18 protein-coding genes and 1 other annotated feature are annotated in these 19,175 nt (G+C 41.6%); of the genes, 6 read left to right on the top strand and 12 right to left on the bottom strand.

What is annotated here, in order from left to right; all coding sequences use genetic code 11:
* Window positions 1-530 precede the first annotated feature (530 nt).
* Window positions 531-761 (bottom strand) — a binding site (T-box leader).
* A gap of 127 nt (window positions 762-888) precedes the next feature.
* Window positions 889-1,845, top strand: a complete 957-nt coding sequence (locus tag A5875_RS18985; protein ID WP_088935141.1) for a YncE family protein — start codon at window positions 889-891, stop codon at window positions 1,843-1,845.
* Window positions 1,846-1,891: 46 nt separating this feature from the next.
* Here A5875_RS18985 and A5875_RS18990 read toward each other — a convergent pair whose 3' ends face one another.
* Complete coding sequence (locus tag A5875_RS18990) at window positions 1,892-2,605, bottom strand: nitroreductase family protein (RefSeq protein WP_088935142.1); 714 nt, start codon at window positions 2,603-2,605, stop codon at window positions 1,892-1,894.
* 105 nt (window positions 2,606-2,710) lie between these two features.
* The gene (locus tag A5875_RS18995) at window positions 2,711-3,235 is read right to left on the bottom strand and encodes a TetR/AcrR family transcriptional regulator (protein WP_088935143.1); all 525 of its coding nucleotides are present in this window, start codon (window positions 3,233-3,235) and stop codon (window positions 2,711-2,713) included.
* 135 nt (window positions 3,236-3,370) lie between these two features.
* Between A5875_RS18995 and A5875_RS19000 the strand changes: the two genes are divergently transcribed.
* Window positions 3,371-4,189: an SDR family NAD(P)-dependent oxidoreductase gene (locus tag A5875_RS19000; RefSeq protein ID WP_088935144.1), complete on the top strand. Its 819-nt coding sequence runs from the start codon at window positions 3,371-3,373 to the stop codon at window positions 4,187-4,189.
* Between the two features lie 90 nt (window positions 4,190-4,279).
* Here A5875_RS19000 and A5875_RS19005 read toward each other — a convergent pair whose 3' ends face one another.
* Window positions 4,280-5,137, bottom strand: coding sequence for a formate/nitrite transporter family protein (locus A5875_RS19005; protein ID WP_088935145.1), 858 nt, complete (start codon window positions 5,135-5,137; stop codon window positions 4,280-4,282).
* A gap of 172 nt (window positions 5,138-5,309) precedes the next feature.
* On the opposite strand from A5875_RS19005, the gene A5875_RS19010 reads away from it, so the two are divergent.
* Window positions 5,310-5,744, top strand: coding sequence for an OsmC family protein (locus tag A5875_RS19010; protein ID WP_088935146.1), 435 nt, complete (start codon window positions 5,310-5,312; stop codon window positions 5,742-5,744).
* A gap of 274 nt (window positions 5,745-6,018) precedes the next feature.
* Here A5875_RS19010 and A5875_RS19015 read toward each other — a convergent pair whose 3' ends face one another.
* The gene (locus A5875_RS19015; RefSeq protein ID WP_088935147.1) at window positions 6,019-6,855 is read right to left on the bottom strand and encodes a GNAT family N-acetyltransferase; all 837 of its coding nucleotides are present in this window, start codon (window positions 6,853-6,855) and stop codon (window positions 6,019-6,021) included.
* Window positions 6,856-7,141: 286 nt separating this feature from the next.
* Here A5875_RS19015 and A5875_RS19020 point away from each other — a divergent pair, with 286 nt between their 5' ends.
* Window positions 7,142-7,828 (top strand): phosphoribosylaminoimidazolesuccinocarboxamide synthase, encoded by a 687-nt coding sequence (locus tag A5875_RS19020; RefSeq protein ID WP_088935148.1) that lies wholly within the window; start codon window positions 7,142-7,144, stop codon window positions 7,826-7,828.
* 53 nt (window positions 7,829-7,881) lie between these two features.
* Here the strand turns inward: A5875_RS19020 and A5875_RS19025 are convergent, their stop codons facing one another.
* The 6 genes from A5875_RS19025 to A5875_RS19050 form a co-directional block, all read right to left on the bottom strand.
* The gene (locus tag A5875_RS19025) at window positions 7,882-8,556 is read right to left on the bottom strand and encodes an Mpv17/PMP22 family protein (protein WP_088935149.1); all 675 of its coding nucleotides are present in this window, start codon (window positions 8,554-8,556) and stop codon (window positions 7,882-7,884) included.
* 15 nt (window positions 8,557-8,571) lie between these two features.
* Window positions 8,572-9,690, bottom strand: coding sequence for an NAD(P)-dependent alcohol dehydrogenase (locus tag A5875_RS19030; RefSeq protein ID WP_088935150.1), 1,119 nt, complete (start codon window positions 9,688-9,690; stop codon window positions 8,572-8,574).
* A gap of 38 nt (window positions 9,691-9,728) precedes the next feature.
* Window positions 9,729-10,802, bottom strand: coding sequence for a butyrate kinase (gene buk / locus A5875_RS19035; RefSeq protein WP_088935151.1), 1,074 nt, complete (start codon window positions 10,800-10,802; stop codon window positions 9,729-9,731).
* Window positions 10,803-10,808: 6 nt separating this feature from the next.
* The gene (locus A5875_RS19040) at window positions 10,809-11,699 is read right to left on the bottom strand and encodes a phosphate acyltransferase (protein ID WP_088935152.1); all 891 of its coding nucleotides are present in this window, start codon (window positions 11,697-11,699) and stop codon (window positions 10,809-10,811) included.
* Between the two features lie 9 nt (window positions 11,700-11,708).
* Complete coding sequence (locus tag A5875_RS19045; RefSeq protein ID WP_088935153.1) at window positions 11,709-13,049, bottom strand: aldehyde dehydrogenase family protein; 1,341 nt, start codon at window positions 13,047-13,049, stop codon at window positions 11,709-11,711.
* 245 nt (window positions 13,050-13,294) lie between these two features.
* A complete protein-coding gene (locus tag A5875_RS19050) occupies window positions 13,295-13,636 on the bottom strand; it encodes a hypothetical protein (protein ID WP_088935154.1) in 342 nt (113 codons plus the stop codon).
* Window positions 13,637-13,867: 231 nt separating this feature from the next.
* Here A5875_RS19050 and A5875_RS19055 point away from each other — a divergent pair, with 231 nt between their 5' ends.
* Both A5875_RS19055 and A5875_RS19060 read left to right on the top strand, forming a co-directional pair.
* Entirely contained in the window at window positions 13,868-15,028 is a 1,161-nt protein-coding gene (locus A5875_RS19055; protein ID WP_088935155.1) for a cation diffusion facilitator family transporter, read from the top strand.
* Between the two features lie 109 nt (window positions 15,029-15,137).
* Window positions 15,138-16,282 (top strand): IS3 family transposase gene (locus A5875_RS19060; RefSeq protein WP_141108275.1). Its coding sequence is split into 2 segments (ribosomal slippage): window positions 15,138-15,411 and window positions 15,411-16,282, totalling 1,146 coding nucleotides; the frame shifts between segments, so codons are not numbered across the junction.
* A 61-nt stretch (window positions 16,283-16,343) separates the two neighbouring features.
* Here A5875_RS19060 and A5875_RS19065 read toward each other — a convergent pair.
* Window positions 16,344-18,332 carry an ABC transporter permease gene (locus A5875_RS19065; protein WP_088935156.1) on the bottom strand — a complete coding sequence of 663 codons (1,989 nt, stop codon included), beginning with the start codon at window positions 18,330-18,332 and terminating at the stop codon, window positions 16,344-16,346.
* Between the two features lie 4 nt (window positions 18,333-18,336).
* Window positions 18,337-19,098: an ABC transporter ATP-binding protein gene (locus tag A5875_RS19070; RefSeq protein ID WP_088935157.1), complete on the bottom strand. Its 762-nt coding sequence runs from the start codon at window positions 19,096-19,098 to the stop codon at window positions 18,337-18,339.
* Window positions 19,099-19,175 lie beyond the last annotated feature (77 nt).

The raw sequence follows: 19,175 nt of genomic DNA on the forward strand, positions 1-19,175 counted from the left end.
GTGACTGAACTGACAGCTAGTTCATTTCAAGGGATTCATTTTTCCAAAACCGTGAAAAATGAGTTTGGTTTTCACTGCGCATATCATCAAACTAAACAGCTTGAACGATTTATCCTTAAAACCTAGAATTGAGTCTCCTACTTTATAGAACTGCGAAAAGTTTGACTGACAGCTACCTCGAGTTAATGGCATCATTTTTCCAAAATCATGAAAAATGAGTTTGATTCTCACCACGCATACGATTCCACTAAGGTACTGAAAGTACTGATTGGAACTCGCAGCTAGTTCATTTTAGGGAGTTCATTTTTCATAAAGCGCGAAAAATGAGTCTGATTTTCACTGCGCATACGATTCCACTAAGGTACTGAGGCAATAAGTGGAACTCGCAGCTAGTTCGTTTTGAGGAATTCATTTTTCGAAAACCGCGAAAAATGAGTCTTATTTTCACTGCGCATACGATTCCACTAAGGTACTGAAAGTACCAAGTGGAACTCGCAAAAAAAAGCCCTCAAACCAAAAATAAGCTTTGGTTTGAGGGCGGGGATTCCACGGTGCCACCTCAATGGTATGCCAAACAGGGCATTTCTCATTCAGTCGTCCAACAACGACCTTACTCTGTATCGGGAGTTCCCGGAAGTTCCTACTAAGGATTCAAAACTTCGTCCAAAAGTCCATTCGCATAATAATCCCTACTGATTCACAGCACCATCAGCTCTCTGAAAAGGCTCATCTATGTTACTTCTCTTTTGTATGACTCATATTTTTTTAGAATACTACGCGCTTTTTTTCCTTTTGTCAATGTTCTTTGATCAAAATTTTTTTCCGAACTCCTTTGACTGTCCTCCAGCGCGATAAATTGCTAGAATAAAGAAACTGGAGGAAAGAGCGATGAAAAAATTATTTTTTAGCTTCATGAAATGGCTGCGTCATTTTTTGTCAGGGTCTTTTTACAATCGCAGAAATATTTGGCAGGCTTTTCCAGCCTTTTTCGATGCTGCGGCAGAACAAACGTATCAAGTTCCCGGCTTGAAAAAAGCCAGCACCCTTAACTTAAAAAATGAACCAGTCGATTGTCCCTCCATGACACCTCAAGGTCTGACTTTAACGGAAAAATATCTGCTGATCTCGGCTTATTGTCATGATCATCGCCACAACTCCGTCATCTATGTATTGGATCGCATCACTGGGCTTCGGATCAAAACGATCGTTTTACCCGATCTGCCCCACGCTGGCGGCTTAGCCTATGACCCGCGCCATCAAAAAATTTGGATCAGTAATTCCGCTGGAAAACATGCGTCAGTGACCGCCATCCGCCTTGAAGACGTCGAAACATACACTGAAGGCGCTGGACCGATTGCGTACCAGCAAAAATTCACCTTGAAGGAACTGCCGCGGGCTTCTGCGATCACCTACGATCACGGGTTACTGGTCGTTGCTCTATTTGCTTTGAATACTGTAGGGAAAGTTGTCTGTTACCCAATCGACGATCATGGAGATTTAACCGCTTCGTCAAACAACACGTTGGTAGAATCACCCTTTGGCACTTTAGCGATCCCGCAAAAAATTCAGGGCGTGACCTTTTATAAAAATTTTCTGCTGCTTTCTCAATCTTGGGGCAAGCAGCCCGGACAAATCTTTGTCTTTGATATCCAGCACACGACTGATTTTTCCGATTTGAACCAAGCGATCAAAATTATCGCCACGCCCCCTTATTTAGAACAAATTTACGTTGAAGGCGATCGACTTTTTGCCCTATTCGAAAGCGGCGCATCTGCTTATCGCAAAAAGACCCCTTTTGTCATGAAAGAGGTTCTGCAATTAGATTTATCCGCATTATTAACTTAATCCAGCCATTAAAAAATCCTCAAACAAAAAATGTTTGAGGATTTTTCTACTTCACCGTTCCTAAATAAACATAACCATCTGGAGCAGCCGGCGCGCCCTTTGTCATGACAAATTCAAAAGCTTTGCCGCTGTGCTCAGTTGCCACCGCCAAATGACAAAGCGCGATCCCCACATCCAGATCCGTCAATTTGTACATCATACCAGGCAGACCATTGATTTTTTTCTTGCAATAGACATAGATCACACCGTTGTTGGCAACAAAATACCACGGCTGACCATTTAACCCAGAAGGCGCCAAGCGAGCTGCTTCAATTCTCGGATCACTTCCCTCTGAGATTTCCTTTAACGATTTCCGGTCAAAATCTGCCAGCGTTCGACTCACAGGTTCCTCTGGATTTCCAAACGCTATGCCAATAATATAATCAGCATTTGCTTCCTTTGGTTTCATCATTCCTAACCAGCGAGCCGCATAGCCCTGAGCAAAAAGAAAAAGATCCACATGCTGGAACAAGAAACCGGCACAGGTATTTTTCAACGGCTGCTCCTTGCCATAGATCAGAAAATAATGCGGCGCCTTAGGAATCGCCATCCCTTTGACCTCCTCTGGCCCTACCAGCTTATAAGTGATTTTCGCGTCTGGTAAAAGCGGCTTGACCGACTCAATAAAGCTTTTAATTTCACTCAATTTATTCTCCGACAACGGGGTGGAATTAAAATTACGAGTCGACTTGCGGGTAAAAATACTTGAATACAAATCCATATAACAACCTCCTCATTTACATTCATTACTTAAACTATAGGCTCCCTGATCAAGATTCGCAATACAAAATGCTAAGCTTCGTTTCTTAACAGTTGCCGGATAAGATTAATAACGATCTTTCGTTAGATAGCTTAACAAAGCACCCATCTCCGCCAATGAGGTCCCATCATCCTCTGATAACCATGCCTTCCAAACCGCAAAAGTTCCCGAAGTAATGTATTTCGTTTGATAATATTCCAGTCGATTCTTAGGTTGGATAAACAACTCTGTTTGCTTGCTGAGAATATCGAAGAAAATACTATCATACTCATGATCGATCGATTTTTTCAGATCATTTTTCATGACTGAAAAAAATTCCGTAAGAAGCTCAAGCTCCTCCATTTCATTAACATTAGTCTGCTTGACTTTATCAAAGAACGTTTCGAATTTTGGACTATAATATTGCTTCAATACATCTTCAATCGATTCAAAATTTCTGTAGAAGGCCATGCGCGAAACGCCTGCTCGCTTGACGACCTCCATTACAGTCAGTTTGGTATATGACTTGGCTTCAAGTAATTGCAGTGTGGCTTCGGTAATAAAATTCTTGCTATCTTCTTGTAATGAGATTGAATAATTTGTTTTCCCCATAAGCTTCCTCCTTGATCGTTACATATTGATTGATGTGTAACTTATGATGCCGCATTGCTTGTTCTGCGCTTTATTAGATTATATAATCTCATCAAGATCGTTACAAACGTAACCTTCTGGAAGGGGAAATATTTTATGAAAAAAGTAGTTTTAATCACTGGCGCCTCCAACGGAATGGGTTTTGAAGCAGCTAAACTATTTGCCGAGAAGGGCTACTCTGTCGTTGCCGGTGCACGTAGAGTAGAAAAAATTCCCGCTGATAAAAATATCTCGGCAGTCAAACTTGATGTTTCTGATGTCTCTTCAAACGAAGCTTTTGTTCAATTTGCGCTGCAAAAATTTGGAAGAATCGATGTCCTTATCAACAATGCCGGGTATGGAGAATATGGTCCTACTGAGGAAATAAGCTATTCGAATGCCTTGTATCAATTCAAAGTAAACTACTTTGCCGCGGTCAATCTGGCTCAATTAGTTTTGCCCACAATGAGAAAACAGCAATCAGGGCGAATCGTCAATATTAGTTCAACAGGCGGAAATGGCTATGTGCCGCTTGGGGCGCATTATCATGCTTCAAAAGCAGCTCTTCAGCAATGGTCCGACGTGCTGGATACTGAAGTCAGACAATTCGGGATACGCTCTGTTATCGTCCAGCCTGGCGGAACTCAATCAGCATGGAGTGAGATTGCCATGAAAAATGCCAAAGAGAATCTCAAACCTGACTCCCCTTATAAGAAACTCGTGGAGGGGATCGGAAATATGTTGAATAATATCAATTTGGACGCTACTTCTAAAGAACTCGCTGAAGTATTTTACCAAGCAGCGACCGATGCTAAACCGAAATTTCGCTATTACTATTCCTTACGCGACCGTATGATGGTATGGACAGCAAGAAATCATCCACGAATCACACACTTTGGGATGAATCAGCTAGTAAAGGGAATCTTAAAGAAATAATCGCCTTTCAACCAGTAAAAAAATAAATCCACGAAAATCGAATTCGATTCTCGTGGATTCTTTTTATCTATTAAAATGGATTACTATTTTCTAATCGACATATTTTGAATCTGTATTATTCAGCCATGCGTAGCCAAGCCCCATGACTAAGCCTCCGCCGACGAAATTTCCAATCAAGGTGAAGAATAAATTGTGCGCCACATTTCCCGCAGTCATTTCAGCAATTGTTCCATGAGAAGAAAAATACGCCAATGAAAAGGCTGGGAAGTTAGCGATCACGTGCTCAAAACCTAAGAAGGCAAAGATGAAGATAATAAAGATGATCGACATCACCTTCGCAGCATCATCCTTCATGCGCAGACTAACTAAGACCGCGGTGTTTACCACGATATTGGCAAACATTCCCTCTACTAAAATCTGACCCGTTGATTTTGTCAGTTTAGAGGCAATCCCTGTAAACATATAGTTATCAGCTTCTAAATGTCCAAAAGGTGCTGTTAGTGATAACAAATACCCGCACAACACTCCGCCGATCAAATTGAACAAAATACAGGTAAACAATAATTTTAAAGCAAAGGAAACCGACATTTTTTTCTTGTACACACCGATCGTAGTGTATAACATATTGGATGTTCCTAATTCAGCATTCATGAATAAGATCATCACTAATGACCAGCTAAACATGAAGGCATACGCCATCTTTTCCAAACCTGGAATCGCTTCTTGCATGCGGATGGCAATATAAAAAGCAATAGCCGTTCCTAACGCCAAAAATAAACAGGCAAACATTGAACGTACTGCATAACGAGGCAAACTCGAATTAAACAAATCAATTTTTTTACTGATTGAATACTCCAGCTGGGACATCATAGTTGAGTGAGTTTTCACATGCTTTTCGCTTTCAGTCGCAGGTGTTTCTTCAATTTCCATAAATAAATCCGATTTCATAGGTTTCCTTCCTTCTTGGCCGAGGCCATAATGTAAGGGTATCATACAAGATTTTCATAATATTTTCAATGAAAACTTTGCAAAAAATGAAATATTGAGAAAAATTGCACAAGTTATTTAATTCTCTGAGAAAAAATCGTATGATTAAGGAAACGACTAGGAGGTATTTTTTATGGCAAAGCAACTTTTAAAAGCAGAGGTGGAATCTTTAGGTGGTTTGCAGCTGAAATGCTCCGCTCGCGGATTTGAATTTATGATCGATGAACCAGAAAATGTAGGCGGTACCAACGAGGCTATGAACCCGCTAGAAGCCCTCCTTTGTTCACTGGGTGCCTGTAAAATGATGGTGGTTCGGTTCTTTTATCAAGCCAAAAAGATCAAGCTGAATTCTATGCGCGTGGAAATTATCGGCGAGATCGATTCAGACCGCTTAAAGGGCAAGCCAGATGTAAAGGTCGGTTTTTCAAAAATCATCACGAACTACTACATCGATGCCGATAATACCGATGAAGAAATAAAAGACCTCGTAGCCTTTATTGAGAAAACCTGCCCTGTGAAGGATACGATCGTCAACGCTCCGGAAATGGAACTGCATATCAACCCATAAGAAAGGCTTTGCGAACTCGCTCAGCTTTTGAGCACCAAGTAGGTACTGTTCCACATCAGCTCCAAAAACCAATCGCTGTGTCTCACAGCAATAAGACCAAAATATTTCTAGATTGCTTCTCAAATTTCGAAATATTTTTGCTTATTGCCGATATGCTAGTTCTGCTTAATGCTAATTTAGCAGCAACTGGCTGGGTCACACCGTTGTGTAGAAAAGCTAGTTCGTGAAGCCAGACATGGATATACCCGCTAAAAGAAATTTTAGCGGGTTTTATTTAACAATCCATTTTCATCTCATATTGATCGCAAAAATGATCAAAGCCCAGCTTCTCCAACTCTTCGATCCATGCTTGATCAGTAAAATTAATATTATGCAGGCGAACATCTTGGTAACGTCCGCTTAGGTTGACCATCAATCGTCCTAATTCCGACAGCTTTCCTTCGCGTCTGCCCCATTGCTTCACGTGCCCATTATCCTTTTGGTAAATGATAAACGCATCGCAATGCTCCGCGGGTCCGGTAAACATGATCAGATAATCAGCGGGAAAGGCCCGTAAAATTTCGGTTCGATTTTCAAACGAAGGTGCATCATGTTGCAAAGCGGACAGTGACTCCAACGGAAACTCTGTGATTGGCAGTTCTTGAAAATCCTCCGTTCCCTCTGCGGTATCTTTTGCATTTCCACGGAAACAAGCATATTCCTTGATGACATCCAACCCCATTTTTTGGTATGTCGCCACCGCTGGCGCATTGGTTTGGATCACCTCCAGACCATAATAGGCAAAATCATGCTGCGTCAGTAACGCCATGCAAAAATCCATCATTTTAGAATAAAGTCCTTTACGCCGATGGGCCGGAACAACTCCCGTCGCTGCATCAAAGGCCACCTTTTCACCATTGTATTCTCCCACTGCATTCAGCAAAACAGCTACTAGCTCATCACCGACAAAGGCCCCGCAGGATAAATCATACTGGACATTTTCACTCTGAAAACGATGATTGAGCGCCTCATCTCCCAGCTCCATTTTTACATAGTAATCGGAAAAAGCTTCTCTCATACACGCGGCGATCTTTTGGAACTCTACACCTGACAAATCTTTGATCTCGTACATTTCACTGCCCCTTTCTTTACTCACAACTTTGCAATTATTCACAGCATTCTCTACTATCTAATATATCATGTAAGCGGTTTACTAGGGAAGTTAAATAATTCTCATGACGGAAATGCGAACAAAAAATTGCTTATATGAATTTAAAATCGTATTCCAAACAGAAAACAAGCAAAAACCGAACTTTATTCAGATTTTTTTCGTTAAAACCCGAAAAACCATCGACAGTCAAAATATCTAATGTTATCATTTTTGAAAACACTGGATATTTCAGAGAAGGCGGGAAAACATGAAAGAATTGTACGATGGCAAAACAAAAACAGTCTTACTAGATGAAGAAAATAAGGAAGTCTACTTATTGTTCAAAGACAGCGCAACCGGTGAAGATGGCGTCTTTGACCCAGGCTCCAACACAGTCGGCGGCAGTGTCGCAGGTAAAGGAAAAGTCGGCTTGACTGTTTCCAAATACTTTTTTGAGCTGATGGAAAAAAATGATATCCCTACTCACTATTTAGACGCGGATATCGAAAAAGGTATCATGAAGGTGCGCCAATTGACAGTACCGAATTTGGAATTTGTTTTGCGCTACTTTACAGCCGGCAGTATGTGCCGCCGCTTTACTTTGCCAGAAGGCCTGCCATTCGACCCGCCTTATTTGGAAGTAACGTTGAAAGACGATGAGCAAGGTGATCCCTTGATTACCGATCGTTTGTGCCGAATGAAAGGTATTTTAAAACCTGGTCAATACGACGAAGCCTTAGACATTTTGACCAAAGTCGGCACCGTCCTTAAAGATGCTTTAGCCGAAATGAACTTGACCTTAATCGATTTCAAAATTGAAATTGGTTATGACACTGATGGAAAAATGTATGTGGTTGATGAAATCACTCCGGATATTTGGCGCGTTAAAGATGAAGACGGCAATATCCCTAACCAGATCGACTGTGCCCAATTGATCTTAGATAAAATCCAATAAAACAAACAGCCTTTGTCCACTAACTAGACAAAGGCTGTTTTTGATTTTACTGATTAAACGACTTCTTTTTCAGTCATTTCAGCTGAACTGCTGCCCTTTTTCGATGCAAAGGAAAGAATGATTCCCAGAGCGATCGAACTGAAGGCCGCTACCACTACGCGAACATTCTCCGGTAAGAGAAAGACGATCGTGTGAACCGGAATCCAGAAACAAATCCCGACTTTCAGCCAATTAAAGGTAACAAAGGCTGTCCAATCAATTTTGCCGATCAATCCCTTCAAGCTCACCGGCTCCTTAGCTGCCGATGTTTCGATCCACAGCTCCATGATTCGATGAAAGGTATTCATCGCCGGCGCAAAGGTCAGATTCATGATGCTGCTTCCACAAAAAGCCTGCGCAACGGACACTCCGGCAAACGGCAGCAGCTTCCCTGCTTGCGCCAGACCGGCACCGCCCATAAAGACTGGGAAGACTAATGTCACCATACAGCCGATAATGCCCCAAACGATTGCTCGTAAAAAGACTTGCGATGAAAACTGATATTCACCAGCTGCGATACGTTTGCCAAAAAGATCGCCCATCGTGGCTAAAATCGCAAATTGGATGAAGCCGCCGATATAGGGGTGGGCACCGCTTGCCGCTAGTATTGGATCTCTAGTCGCAGGTATCACAAAGAGCACCAGTAATCCCGCTAGCAGAAGACCCCAAACAATGTCCCCTTTTTTCATTTTGTCCCCCTCCTATCATTTGGGTGGCTGATACTCTTTGTCCATTACCACAACTGCCTTGATAACCTCACCACTAATAGAATCTGCTTCCGCCTGATTGATGTTTTCGAAATCATAATATTTAACAAATTGATCGAATGGGAATTCGCCGCGTTTGTAGAACTCTATCAAGTTCGGCAAATGATATTTAGCGATCGTATCCCCGATCAGAACGCCCCGCACTTTTTTATTTCCGAATACTAAGTCGAAGAAGGTATTCACTTCAAAGTTTTTCTGAGTCACTGCTAACGGCACGAAAGTCCCAGAGTTGCTGACAGAATGAAGGGCCTTAGTCATCACTGGTCCGACACCGGTTGAATCAATTACATAATCTAACCCTCTGCCATCAGTTAACTCCTTGATGAATGCTTCAGGATCTTCTTCCTTACTATTGAAAATATGGCTTGCGCCTAATTCTTTTGCTTTTGCTAACCGCTGATCATTGATATCAATCGCTACAATTGGATAACAGCCGGCGATTTTCGCTGCCATTACCGCGGAGAAGCCTACCGCGCCAGTTCCGAAAATAGCGATGCCTTCTCCAACTCTTGGCTGCAATACGCTCAAGACCGCGCCGCTTCCGGTTCCAAGTCCGCAGCCTAATGGTCCTAGCAAGCGTAAATCAACGTCCTTATCGACTTTTACAACGTTCGATTCTTCCGTCAAACTATAGGTTGAGAAAGAAGATTGGTTAAAGAAGTTATTGACATCCGTACCATCCTCCGTATGCAAAATGAATTCTCCCCGCGGATTTTTTCCTAAATTATTGACAGTGAACCATTTTTCACATGAAGATGGATGACCTTCCACGCAATGTTTACATTCTCCACAGTAAGCATAAGATAAAATCACATGATCGCCAGGTTCGACTGAGGTTACTGCATTTCCGACTTTTTCAACGATCCCCGCACCTTCATGTCCTAAAACATTCGGGAAGTTGATGCTGTTGCCGTTTCTTTCGCCATAATCTGATCGGCATAAGCCTGACGCTACGATTTTTACTAGGACATCTTTTGATCCGACCTCTGCTAATTCCAACTCGGTGATTTCATATGGCGCTCCTTTTTCCTTTACCAATGCTGCTTTGATTTTCATTCGTGTTACTCCTTTCCCAATTTGAACTATTTTTTTAACTATTTATCGTTAGTGATAATAAATTGTTTCAGTTCTTCTTCCCCTAAGACCACGCGTTCCGCTCCTTTTGATAAAGCGATCATCTCGTGCTCGCCTGGTACGGCAATAATCGGTGCGATAAAACCAACTTTTTTCTTCAGCTCCGAGACAACCATTTCCGAATATGCAACACCGCCAGTTAAGGCAATTCGATCCACTGCGCCATTTGTCACTGTTGCTAAACTGCCGATTCCCTTGGCGATTTGATAAATGTAGCCGTCATAGACTGTTTTTAATTCTTCATCGCCTGCCAGAATCCGTTCTTCGATTTTTCGTGCATCACTCGTGCCTGCATAAGACTTCAAGCCGCCTTCACGTTTGTAGATCCGCAGCATTTCCTTCAACGAATGCTCATAGCACAGCGGCATCAAATATTTCAACGGCAAACCGCCTGTCCGCTCAGTTGAAAACGGCCCTTCATCGTCTGAGATCAAATCGATCATTTTCCCTTTGTGATGAATGCTGATGGTATTTCCTCCGCCTAAGTGAGCCACGATCAGTGTGGCTTTTTGATAGTCAAAGCCTTCTTCCCTTGCAACCTTCATTGCCACCGCCCGCATGTTCAAGGCATGACCGATACTTTTTCGTTCGATTCCCTTCAAGCCTGAAATACGAGCCACCTCTTCAAATTCGTCCACAGACACCGGATCATAAATCAAGGCGATCGTTTTTTCGCTGCCCTGTTCTTTGATCTCATTGGCCAGAATCGCTCCTAAATTGGAAGGATGCTCGATTTGCGTCACGTTCTTCAAATAATCGATCATCTCATCATTGACTTCATAAGCGCCAGAAGTCACCGGCGGCAAACTTCCGCCGCGACCAGCCACAGCGTCTAATTCCTTGGGATCGATCCCTTCCTTTTCCATAAACGCTAATAGGATGTCTCGCCGAAATTCCATTTGATCAACGACGTTTTGAAATTTTCGTAATTCCTCTGTCGAATGAGAGATGCCCTGTTCCTTGACGATCTCCCCATCCACATAATAGGAAACCTTGGTGGATGTTGATCCGGGGTTAATTGCTAAAATTTTCATCTGCTCTCACCTCTTGCTGCAATACATAGCGACTAAAATCGAATAGGCTTTTTCCTCTTCCGTCGAACCACGCGACACCATAACGATCGGTACACTGGCGCCCATGATCAAGCCAGCCATCTTCGCGCCAGCCAAAATCGTCAAGCTTTTTCCTAAAACATTCATCGTGGTAATGTCTGGCCCTACCACAATATCTGCATCACCTGCAACGGGACTTTCATAATGTTTGATCGCCGCTACTTCTTTACTTAACGAAAGATCTAACGAGATAGGTCCATCAATGTAGCAGCTGTCTGGTGCTTCCTCTTGCATTTCCAACATGATTTCTTCCGCTTCCACACTTGAGGAAATTTTAGGATTGACCTTCTCCGCCGCTGCCAATAAACCAACTTTTGGTTTTTTGACCCCGATTTTGTTCATGACTTCGATCCCATGCTTGATCAAAATTTTCTTGTCCACTTTGCTTGGTGCCGTGACCATTCCGCCATCGGTCGTCAACAGAAGCTTGTGGTAAGCGGGGATTTCATTTAATGCGACATGGCTCAGTAAACCGCTGGTAGCGATGCCTTTTTCACGATCCACTACGGCTTTTAAGAAGGTTCGTGTTTGGATGTGCCCCTTCATTAAAAAGTCGATCTCATTTTTGCGAACCATTTCCACGCCGACAGCAGCACACTTTTCCTCGGTATCTGCGGAAACTATTCGGGCAGAAAAATGATGCTTTGTTAAAATTTCGTTTATTCTCGTCTCGTCACCAATCAAGATTGGTTCTAAATACTCTCGAACCTTTTCGTTAAAAACCGATTGGATCGTAACCTCATCATTGGCACAAACGACTCCGATGCGAATTTTTTGTTCACTAGCAAAATTGGCGAGTAATTCATCAAATTTTTGCATGCCGCTCACCTAATCCCATGGATGTCCATCATGTTTTGGCGGAATCGGCATCGCAACCCGCGAGATATTGATCAAATGGGTATAGGTCAAGTTTTCCGAAATAATATTATTGCCCCAAGAGCCGCAGCCAAGTGAAACAGTTGGATTCAATCCGTTTGCTGGCGATCCGCCTGCGTCAATGGTGGGCTGATTAATGACTACGCGGCTGACTGGCAGCACTTCTCCTGCATAAATTTGATGCTCTTTCGTATGACTGAACAAGCCAGCCGAATGTCCCGCACCTTCCAGTAATAGATTTTCACGGGCAAAGGCAACCGCCTCTTCAAATTTATCGTAGCTCTTCAACGCTAGAACGGGCGCCATTTTTTCCTTGCAGAACAATTCTTCCTTGCCGACTGCCTCAACTTTCACAGCAATAATCTGGCTATCTGCCGGAATTTCCACACCCGCCGCATCAGCGATGACTTTTGGATCTTGGCCGATCATGTCTGGATTGGCTTTTCCTTCAATAAAGAGTGTGTTTCGCAATTTTTCCAAATCCGCTTCATCGGTGATGACTGCTGCTTGTTTTCCTCGTAAAGCTTCAAGAACTTCCGCTTCTTTTTCTGCTGGATAGAACAAGCTTTGCTGGCAGGCACATACGATCCCATTATCAAAGGAGCGACCGATCACAGATAATTCTGCAGCGGCTTCCACATCAAAATCACGATCCAAAATTGCCTGCACATTACCCGGTCCTACGCCATAAGCTGGATGGCCGCTTGAATAAGCCGATTTCACCAAGCCTGGACCTCCGGTAGCTACGATCAAGTCGACTGATCTCATTAATTCCTGTGACAATTCAATACTCGGTTCTTCAATGACTTGCAATAAATCCCGGGGCGCTCCCACACTAACAAGCGCTTCTCGCATCAGTTCAATTGTTTCCTTAGTCGTTTTCTTCGAGCGAGGATGCGGTGAAACGATCATTGCATTTCTGCCCTTCAATGCCATTAAGCCATTACCTAACGGGGTGATCGTCGGATTTGTTGTTGGCGTTACTGATCCGATCACACCTCTTGGATGGGCGATCTCAATCAAGCCTTCTTCAGGAATTTCTTTAATGACACCAACAGATGGCTTATTCTTTAAACTAGCAAAAATATTGGTTGCCATGCCTTGGTTTTTACCGATCTTGTGATCCAAACGTCCCAAACGAGTTTCTTCGATCGCTAACTTCGCTAACGGTTCGGCTTGTTCAAAAACTGCCTTTGAAATCGTATAAAGCATCTTATCTACTTGCGCCTGATCATAGCCACTGATTTCCTCCATTGCGACACGTGCCCGTTCTACCATTTGTTCAATTGCCATTTTCTTAAGCCCCTTTCATTTTTACATACATCCGTGTATGTATCTTACAGCTTCAATATACTCACGTTATGAAAGCGCTGTCAATTAAGTGAAAAAAAGAACTTGTTCGCAAAATGCTGAACCTGTCTCTTATACACATCTAGATGTGTATAAGAGACAGATCCAAGATTATACATCATTTGAACACTTCTATATAATAAAAATGCAACGAACCTAAATAGCTGACTATTTAGGCTCGTTGTCCACTAAACTTTCTCTTTTACAATTTTTTGCATCAGTTTTGAAATTGATCGTTCATGGAAATGTGTCATGCGGACACTCTCACCATTTTCTGTGCGCCAAATTTTATTTTCATAAAAACCAACACTGTCTCGTTTCCCATCCATCAGCTCTTTCGCGTAGCCCAGTACAAGGCGAATCGCCTCACGGGTAGGCTCATCACTTTTGAAATACCCCGGATAGCTGCGCAGGTATTCATCTAGATCACTATTATGAGATACTTTCCAGTCTTCGATGAAATCTTCTAATGCGGTGACAACATTGCTCGTTTGAATTTTCCATAATGTTATATCTACCTGATTTTCCATGATCATACCTCCATTATTGAATCTCTTATCATTTATTATAAAGTGTTTTCATTTTAAATGGCTGAGATATCCGCAAATTTTCTATTAAAAAATCTCGAAATAGATCTTAGGTTTTTCGGTAAACTTTATATATTTGAAGTTTACCTATTTTGTTGAACAGTGGATTTGACTTCTTATTGTCTAGGATTTCAGTTATACTAGTAGTAATTGAATGATAAGGATGATTTTTTTATGCTGACATTTTTGATAAATAAAATTACAGAGCGTTGGAAGGGAAATAAACGAACCAGTGTTGGAATTTTGGCAGGAATCTTAGGTTTGATCTCAAACCTGATACTCTTCCTTGCCAAATTTTTTATTGGCTCGCTTTCAGGAAGTGTCTCGATCATGGCGGACGCGATGAACAACTTATCTGATACCGCCTCTTCTTTTATTACTCTCGTCGGTTTTAAGATTGCCGGCAAACCAGCCGATGAAGATCACCCCTATGGTCATGAACGCTTTGAATACATCAGCGGCTTCGTCATTTCCATTTTGGTGACCTATGTCGGATTTCGCTTTTTAGATAGTTCTTTTGTTAAGATACTGCATCCAAGCAGTGTGCTGCTTTCTCCAATTGTTTATATTGTTTTGAGCCTGTCGATTTTAATGAAGTTTTGGCAATCGTATATGTATCGCAGATTGGGACGTGAAATTAACTCCGATACCTTAAAGGCTACCGCTCAAGATAGTATCAATGATGTCTATACTACCATCGCCGTTCTGATTTCTGCGATCATCGAATGGCTCAGCGGCTGGCGTATTGATGGCTATATCGGATTTTTGATTGCTCTATATATTATTTATTCAGGGATCAAAATGATCATGGGCTTTATTAACGATTTGATGGGGGTTCGTCCTCGTGACGAAGAGGTTTTAGCGATTCGCAAGCACTTGGATAACTACCCCGATATCATCGGCTATCATGATTTGCTGATCCACAGCTATGGACCCAATAGTGTTTTTGCTTCTGTTCATATTGAAGTAAATCAAGACTGGAGTCTGCCACACGCACATGAGGTGATCGATACCATCGAATATGATGTAAAACAAAATTTGGGGGTCGACCTTGTTTGCCACCTCGATCCTTACCCGATCGATGATCCTGATTTTAAACGAATCGCTCCTGAATTAAAGAAAATTTTGAAAGACATTCATCAACAGCTGCGGTTTCATGATTTACGGGTAGATAAAACGACCACACCAGAAACGATCCATTTTGACTTAGTGGTTCCTGAAGATTTAAAGAAAATCACAAATTCGCAGCTGCAGGACCAAATCAGCAGCCGCTTCATTACCCAAAGCGAACCAGCTAAACTGAGTATTACCTTTGATCGAACCTATTTGTTATAGCAAAAAAGCATTGGTCACAAGGAACTGACCCATTAAACTGAAACAAAATAAAAAAGCATCTCTAGTTGAATTCACGTTAAAATGAATTTAATATGGAGGTGTTTTTTATATGGGAACTAGAGTTGCTTACCCAATTGAAATTAAGGAAAAAGCTATTCAAATGAAGCAGAAGAAAATCCCTGTAAAAACGATCATGGAAGATCTTGGTATCAAAAATAAAACGCAAATAGAAACGTGGTGGCGGTGGTTTCGAAATGGAGAAAATCATCGGTTTATTCAACCAGTCGGAAAACAATATTCGTTGGGTAAAGGTCCGGAAGACTTAACGACTGAAGAGTACTTACTAAACGAAAATAGATTCTTGAAAATGCAAGTTGAAGTGCTAAAAAAGTACAAAGAATTGGAAAGGACGTGGAACCGAAACTAGTTGTAGAATTAGCCAAACAACTGAAAGGGAAAATAACTATCACGGCGTTATGCCAACTCTTTAATATTTCGCGCTCCACTTATTATCGTTGGGTACAACGTCCATGCTTAGGAGAGTTGACAGAACTCGAAGCAGCTATTCAACGTGTCTGTGTGGAAAATAAATTTAGATATGGTTACCGAAAAGTTGCCGCTTTGATCACTCCCTCTCGCAAGGTAAGTAAAAATACGGTTCAGAGAATCATGCAAAAATATCATTGGAATTGTCGCGTAAAACCGAAAAAACACCGGAAAGTCGGAACTCCTTATAAAGTGTACGAAAATAAATTAAACAGAGAATTTACAGCAGAAGCTCCTTTAAAAAAGTTGGTTACGGATATTACCTACCTTCCTTTTGGGCAAAAATTATTGTACTTATCCTCAATCATGGATTTATATAATGGTGAAATTATTGCCTATACGATTGGAGATAAACAAGATACTTCGTTTGTTCTCGATACACTGGATCAACTACCAGACACACTGGATTGCTTATTGCATAGTGATCAAGGTTCGGTTTACACCTCTTATGATTATCAGGAACAAGTAAAAACAAAAGGCATTACCATGAGTATGTCCCGAAAAGGAACACCGTCAGATAACGCCTGCATCGAATCGTTTCATGCCTCACTAAAGTCTGAAACGTTCTACTTAGATGAGCTCACGAATGAGCCTACATCTATTGTAATAGAAACCGTAAAAGAATACATTACTTATTATAATGAACAGCGAATTCAACAAAAACTAGGCTACCGATCACCAGTAGAATATCGGGAATCAGCAGCCTAGGAAAATGCTTTTTTATCACTGTCTCAGTATTTTAGGTCAGTTCCCAATGACCAATGCTTTTTTAGCTCTTCCGCTCAACTAATTGATAATAGCTGCGGGCGGTCAGGCGATAGACGATAAAGTAGAGAATCGCAAAAACAATTGTAACGATCCCGCAAATCAGCAAGAACAATTGCCAATTTACCAGTCCAAACAAAACGAGCAGTTTCCGAATGATTGGAAAAGCAAAGGCCAAATGGATAACTGCGATCAGCAGCGGGAAAGAAAACACCATTAATACTTGACTGCGAATCGTCTTTCTTACCTCTTTGTGCCCCATTCCCACTTTCTGTAAGATTTCAAACCGCTCACGATCATCCATCCCTTCAGAGATTTGCTTGTAGTAAATAATCAAGGCCGTAGCCAAAATGAATGTCGCCCCAAAGATAATTCCTAGGAACATAAAGCCTGCGGTAATCAAGCGATTTTCGGAGACAAAGGTTGCTTTATCATCAAAAGTATACTGTCCTTCACCTAATCCCTGCTGCAGCTCGTTTCGCAATGTCTGAGCAAATTCGATCTGTTTCTTTTCTCCCCTCACCTCAATATTGAATAGAAAATTATACTTAGGGAGTCGATCCTTAGTATCAGCTTTTTTTGGAATCCAGCTATTCAAACAGCGATCAATAACATTTTGATTTGCCATGACTACCACAAAGGAATCAGTTAATTCAACTTGTTGATTGATTCCCGGAAATTCATTGATTCGCTTTTTGATTTTGAAGCTTTGATTTTTAAATTTTAATTGATCTGATTTATGATCGCCGCTGACTGGATAGAAGTAGATCTCATCTTCATTCAATTTCGACTTTTCCTTCGTTTGTTTTTCGTATTCCTGTGCTGTCATAAAAAGCATCATAACAGCAGTAGAAGATCCTGCACTATAGTAACCATTCAAGTCCATATATTTATAAGAGTCAGCCTTTGGAGAAAACATAATACTTTGTGTCGTTGTCAAATAGACTTGGTCTTTGATTGGCACCTGCTTTTCAGCGCTGACCTTGCTGATGATTTTTTTTACTTGCTCAGGCTGAATGTTTGTTTTAATCGCAATATCTCGTGAATAACGCGACTCCTCAACATCCTTCTTGCCGAGATAAAGGCTTGTCGTAGTGGCTACAGTGACTAACACCATCGTCGATAGAATACAAATACTGGCTAATCCAGCAGCATTTTGCTTCATTCGATACATCATGCTTGAGACGGAAATGAAATGGTTCGTTTTATAATAAAAGCGCTTATTCTTTTTTAGCAGCTTTAACAAAGCAATGCTTCCAGCAGTAAATAAGAAATAGGTACCGAAAATTACTAAAACGACAGCCACGAAGAACAAGTTCAAGGCATTCAATGGCGATTCGATCGTCACAGCAATCCAATACGCACTAACTATACAGACTAAACCTATGATCGCTAACAACCATCGTGCTTTTGGTTCCTGCTCCCCTTTTTTGCCGCCTTGTAAAAGTGTGATCGGATTTGTTCGCTTAATCTGCAAACAATTGATCAAGAACAATAAGAAGAAGATCGCCGCAAACAGCATCGTAACGAAGCCTAAACTTTCAGGCATGATTTTAAAGACAAAATCAGCTCCAACCCCGATCATACGATGCAATACTAGAAAGGCTAATTTCGATAAAACTAAGCCTGTAATCAAGCCGCTGACAATCACGATTAAAAAACTAAACAAGGATTCCCAGACTAATAGCTGATAAAGCTCGCGTTTGCCTAGTCCTAAGATATTGTAAAGGCCCAGCTCTTTCTTTCGCTGCTTCAACAAGAAACTATTCGTATAAAAAGAGAAGATCACAGTAAAAATTATAATAATGATGTGCCCTAGACCAAACATTGCGCTCGCGGAACCACCGCCGGGTAAAGAACGCATCCCATCATTATTCACAATAATCTGGGTCATCGTATTAATCGCCACTAAAAACAGCATCGAGATCAGAAACGGCAAATAGCCGCGATGATTTTTTCTTAAGTTGGTAAAGGCTAGTTTTCCATAGAACATTCTGCTACGCCTCCTTTGAAAGCAAGGCCGTCAATGTCTCGTTGATCGTTTCCAGAAACTCATAGTTATCCTTGTTCCCACGATATAGCTGATGATACACCTGACCATCCTTGATAAAAAGTACGCGGCGCGCATGACTAGCTGCGATCGAACTATGAGTCACCATTAAAATCGTCTGTCCATTGTGATTCAAGCGTTGAAAAATTTGCAGCAGCTGTTCAGAAGTTTTTGAATCTAAAGCTCCCGTCGGCTCATCAGCCAATAGCAGGTCCGGATTGGTAATGATCGCTCTCGCCACAGCTACCCGTTGTTTTTGACCGCCGGATAGTTCATAAGGATATTTTTCCAATAGTTTTTCGATGCCTAACGCCTTTACAACTGGTTTCAGCTCGTTCATCAATTGTTTGACCGGCGTTTGCGATAAAACCAATGGAAGTAAAATATTGTCCTTCACGGAAAAAGTGTCCAGTAAGTTGAAATCCTGAAAGACAAAACCTAGATGATCGCGCCGAAAAGCGGCCGCGTTTTTCTCCTTGATAGTATTCAGATCCATCCCATCTAATAAAATCGTTCCCGCAGATGGTTTGTCTAAGGTCGCGATCAAATTCAACAGAGTACTTTTGCCTGAACCGGATTCTCCCATGATCGCTACATAGTCACCCTTATCAACTGATAGATCAATATTGCGCAATGCTTCTACAGGCATTCCTTTGAATTGAGTTTGATAAACTTTTTTGACGCTTTCAACTTTTAATAGTTCATTCATTCTGCATTCCCCCTAATTCTTTTGAAGTAGTCAGTCACTAACCAAAATACGTCTGGTTAATTCCTCTACTTCATCAT

Source organism: Enterococcus sp. 3H8_DIV0648 (genome assembly GCF_002140655.1).
Lineage (GTDB): Bacteria > Bacillota > Bacilli > Lactobacillales > Enterococcaceae > Enterococcus_A > Enterococcus_A hulanensis.

What these genes read in the sequence shown, in the direction of transcription:
- A5875_RS19050 (WP_088935154.1), bottom strand. Translation starts at nt 13,636, where the DNA reads ATGGAAAATCAGGTAGATATAACATTATGGAAAATTCAAACGAGCAAT.
- A5875_RS19020 (WP_088935148.1), top strand. Translation starts at nt 7,142, where the DNA reads ATGAAAGAATTGTACGATGGCAAAACAAAAACAGTCTTACTAGATGAA.
- A5875_RS19025 (WP_088935149.1), bottom strand. Translation starts at nt 8,556, where the DNA reads ATGAAAAAAGGGGACATTGTTTGGGGTCTTCTGCTAGCGGGATTACTG.
- A5875_RS19010 (WP_088935146.1), top strand. Translation starts at nt 5,310, where the DNA reads ATGGCAAAGCAACTTTTAAAAGCAGAGGTGGAATCTTTAGGTGGTTTG.
- A5875_RS18985 (WP_088935141.1), top strand. Translation starts at nt 889, where the DNA reads ATGAAAAAATTATTTTTTAGCTTCATGAAATGGCTGCGTCATTTTTTG.
- A5875_RS19065 (WP_088935156.1), bottom strand. Translation starts at nt 18,332, where the DNA reads ATGTTCTATGGAAAACTAGCCTTTACCAACTTAAGAAAAAATCATCGC.
- A5875_RS19015 (WP_088935147.1), bottom strand. Translation starts at nt 6,855, where the DNA reads ATGTACGAGATCAAAGATTTGTCAGGTGTAGAGTTCCAAAAGATCGCC.
- A5875_RS18995 (WP_088935143.1), bottom strand. Translation starts at nt 3,235, where the DNA reads ATGGGGAAAACAAATTATTCAATCTCATTACAAGAAGATAGCAAGAAT.
- A5875_RS19045 (WP_088935153.1), bottom strand. Translation starts at nt 13,049, where the DNA reads ATGGCAATTGAACAAATGGTAGAACGGGCACGTGTCGCAATGGAGGAA.
- A5875_RS19030 (WP_088935150.1), bottom strand. Translation starts at nt 9,690, where the DNA reads ATGAAAATCAAAGCAGCATTGGTAAAGGAAAAAGGAGCGCCATATGAA.
- A5875_RS19055 (WP_088935155.1), top strand. Translation starts at nt 13,868, where the DNA reads ATGCTGACATTTTTGATAAATAAAATTACAGAGCGTTGGAAGGGAAAT.
- A5875_RS19070 (WP_088935157.1), bottom strand. Translation starts at nt 19,098, where the DNA reads ATGAATGAACTATTAAAAGTTGAAAGCGTCAAAAAAGTTTATCAAACT.
- A5875_RS19000 (WP_088935144.1), top strand. Translation starts at nt 3,371, where the DNA reads ATGAAAAAAGTAGTTTTAATCACTGGCGCCTCCAACGGAATGGGTTTT.
- buk (WP_088935151.1), bottom strand. Translation starts at nt 10,802, where the DNA reads ATGAAAATTTTAGCAATTAACCCCGGATCAACATCCACCAAGGTTTCC.
- A5875_RS18990 (WP_088935142.1), bottom strand. Translation starts at nt 2,605, where the DNA reads ATGGATTTGTATTCAAGTATTTTTACCCGCAAGTCGACTCGTAATTTT.
- A5875_RS19005 (WP_088935145.1), bottom strand. Translation starts at nt 5,137, where the DNA reads ATGAAATCGGATTTATTTATGGAAATTGAAGAAACACCTGCGACTGAA.
- A5875_RS19040 (WP_088935152.1), bottom strand. Translation starts at nt 11,699, where the DNA reads ATGCAAAAATTTGATGAATTACTCGCCAATTTTGCTAGTGAACAAAAA.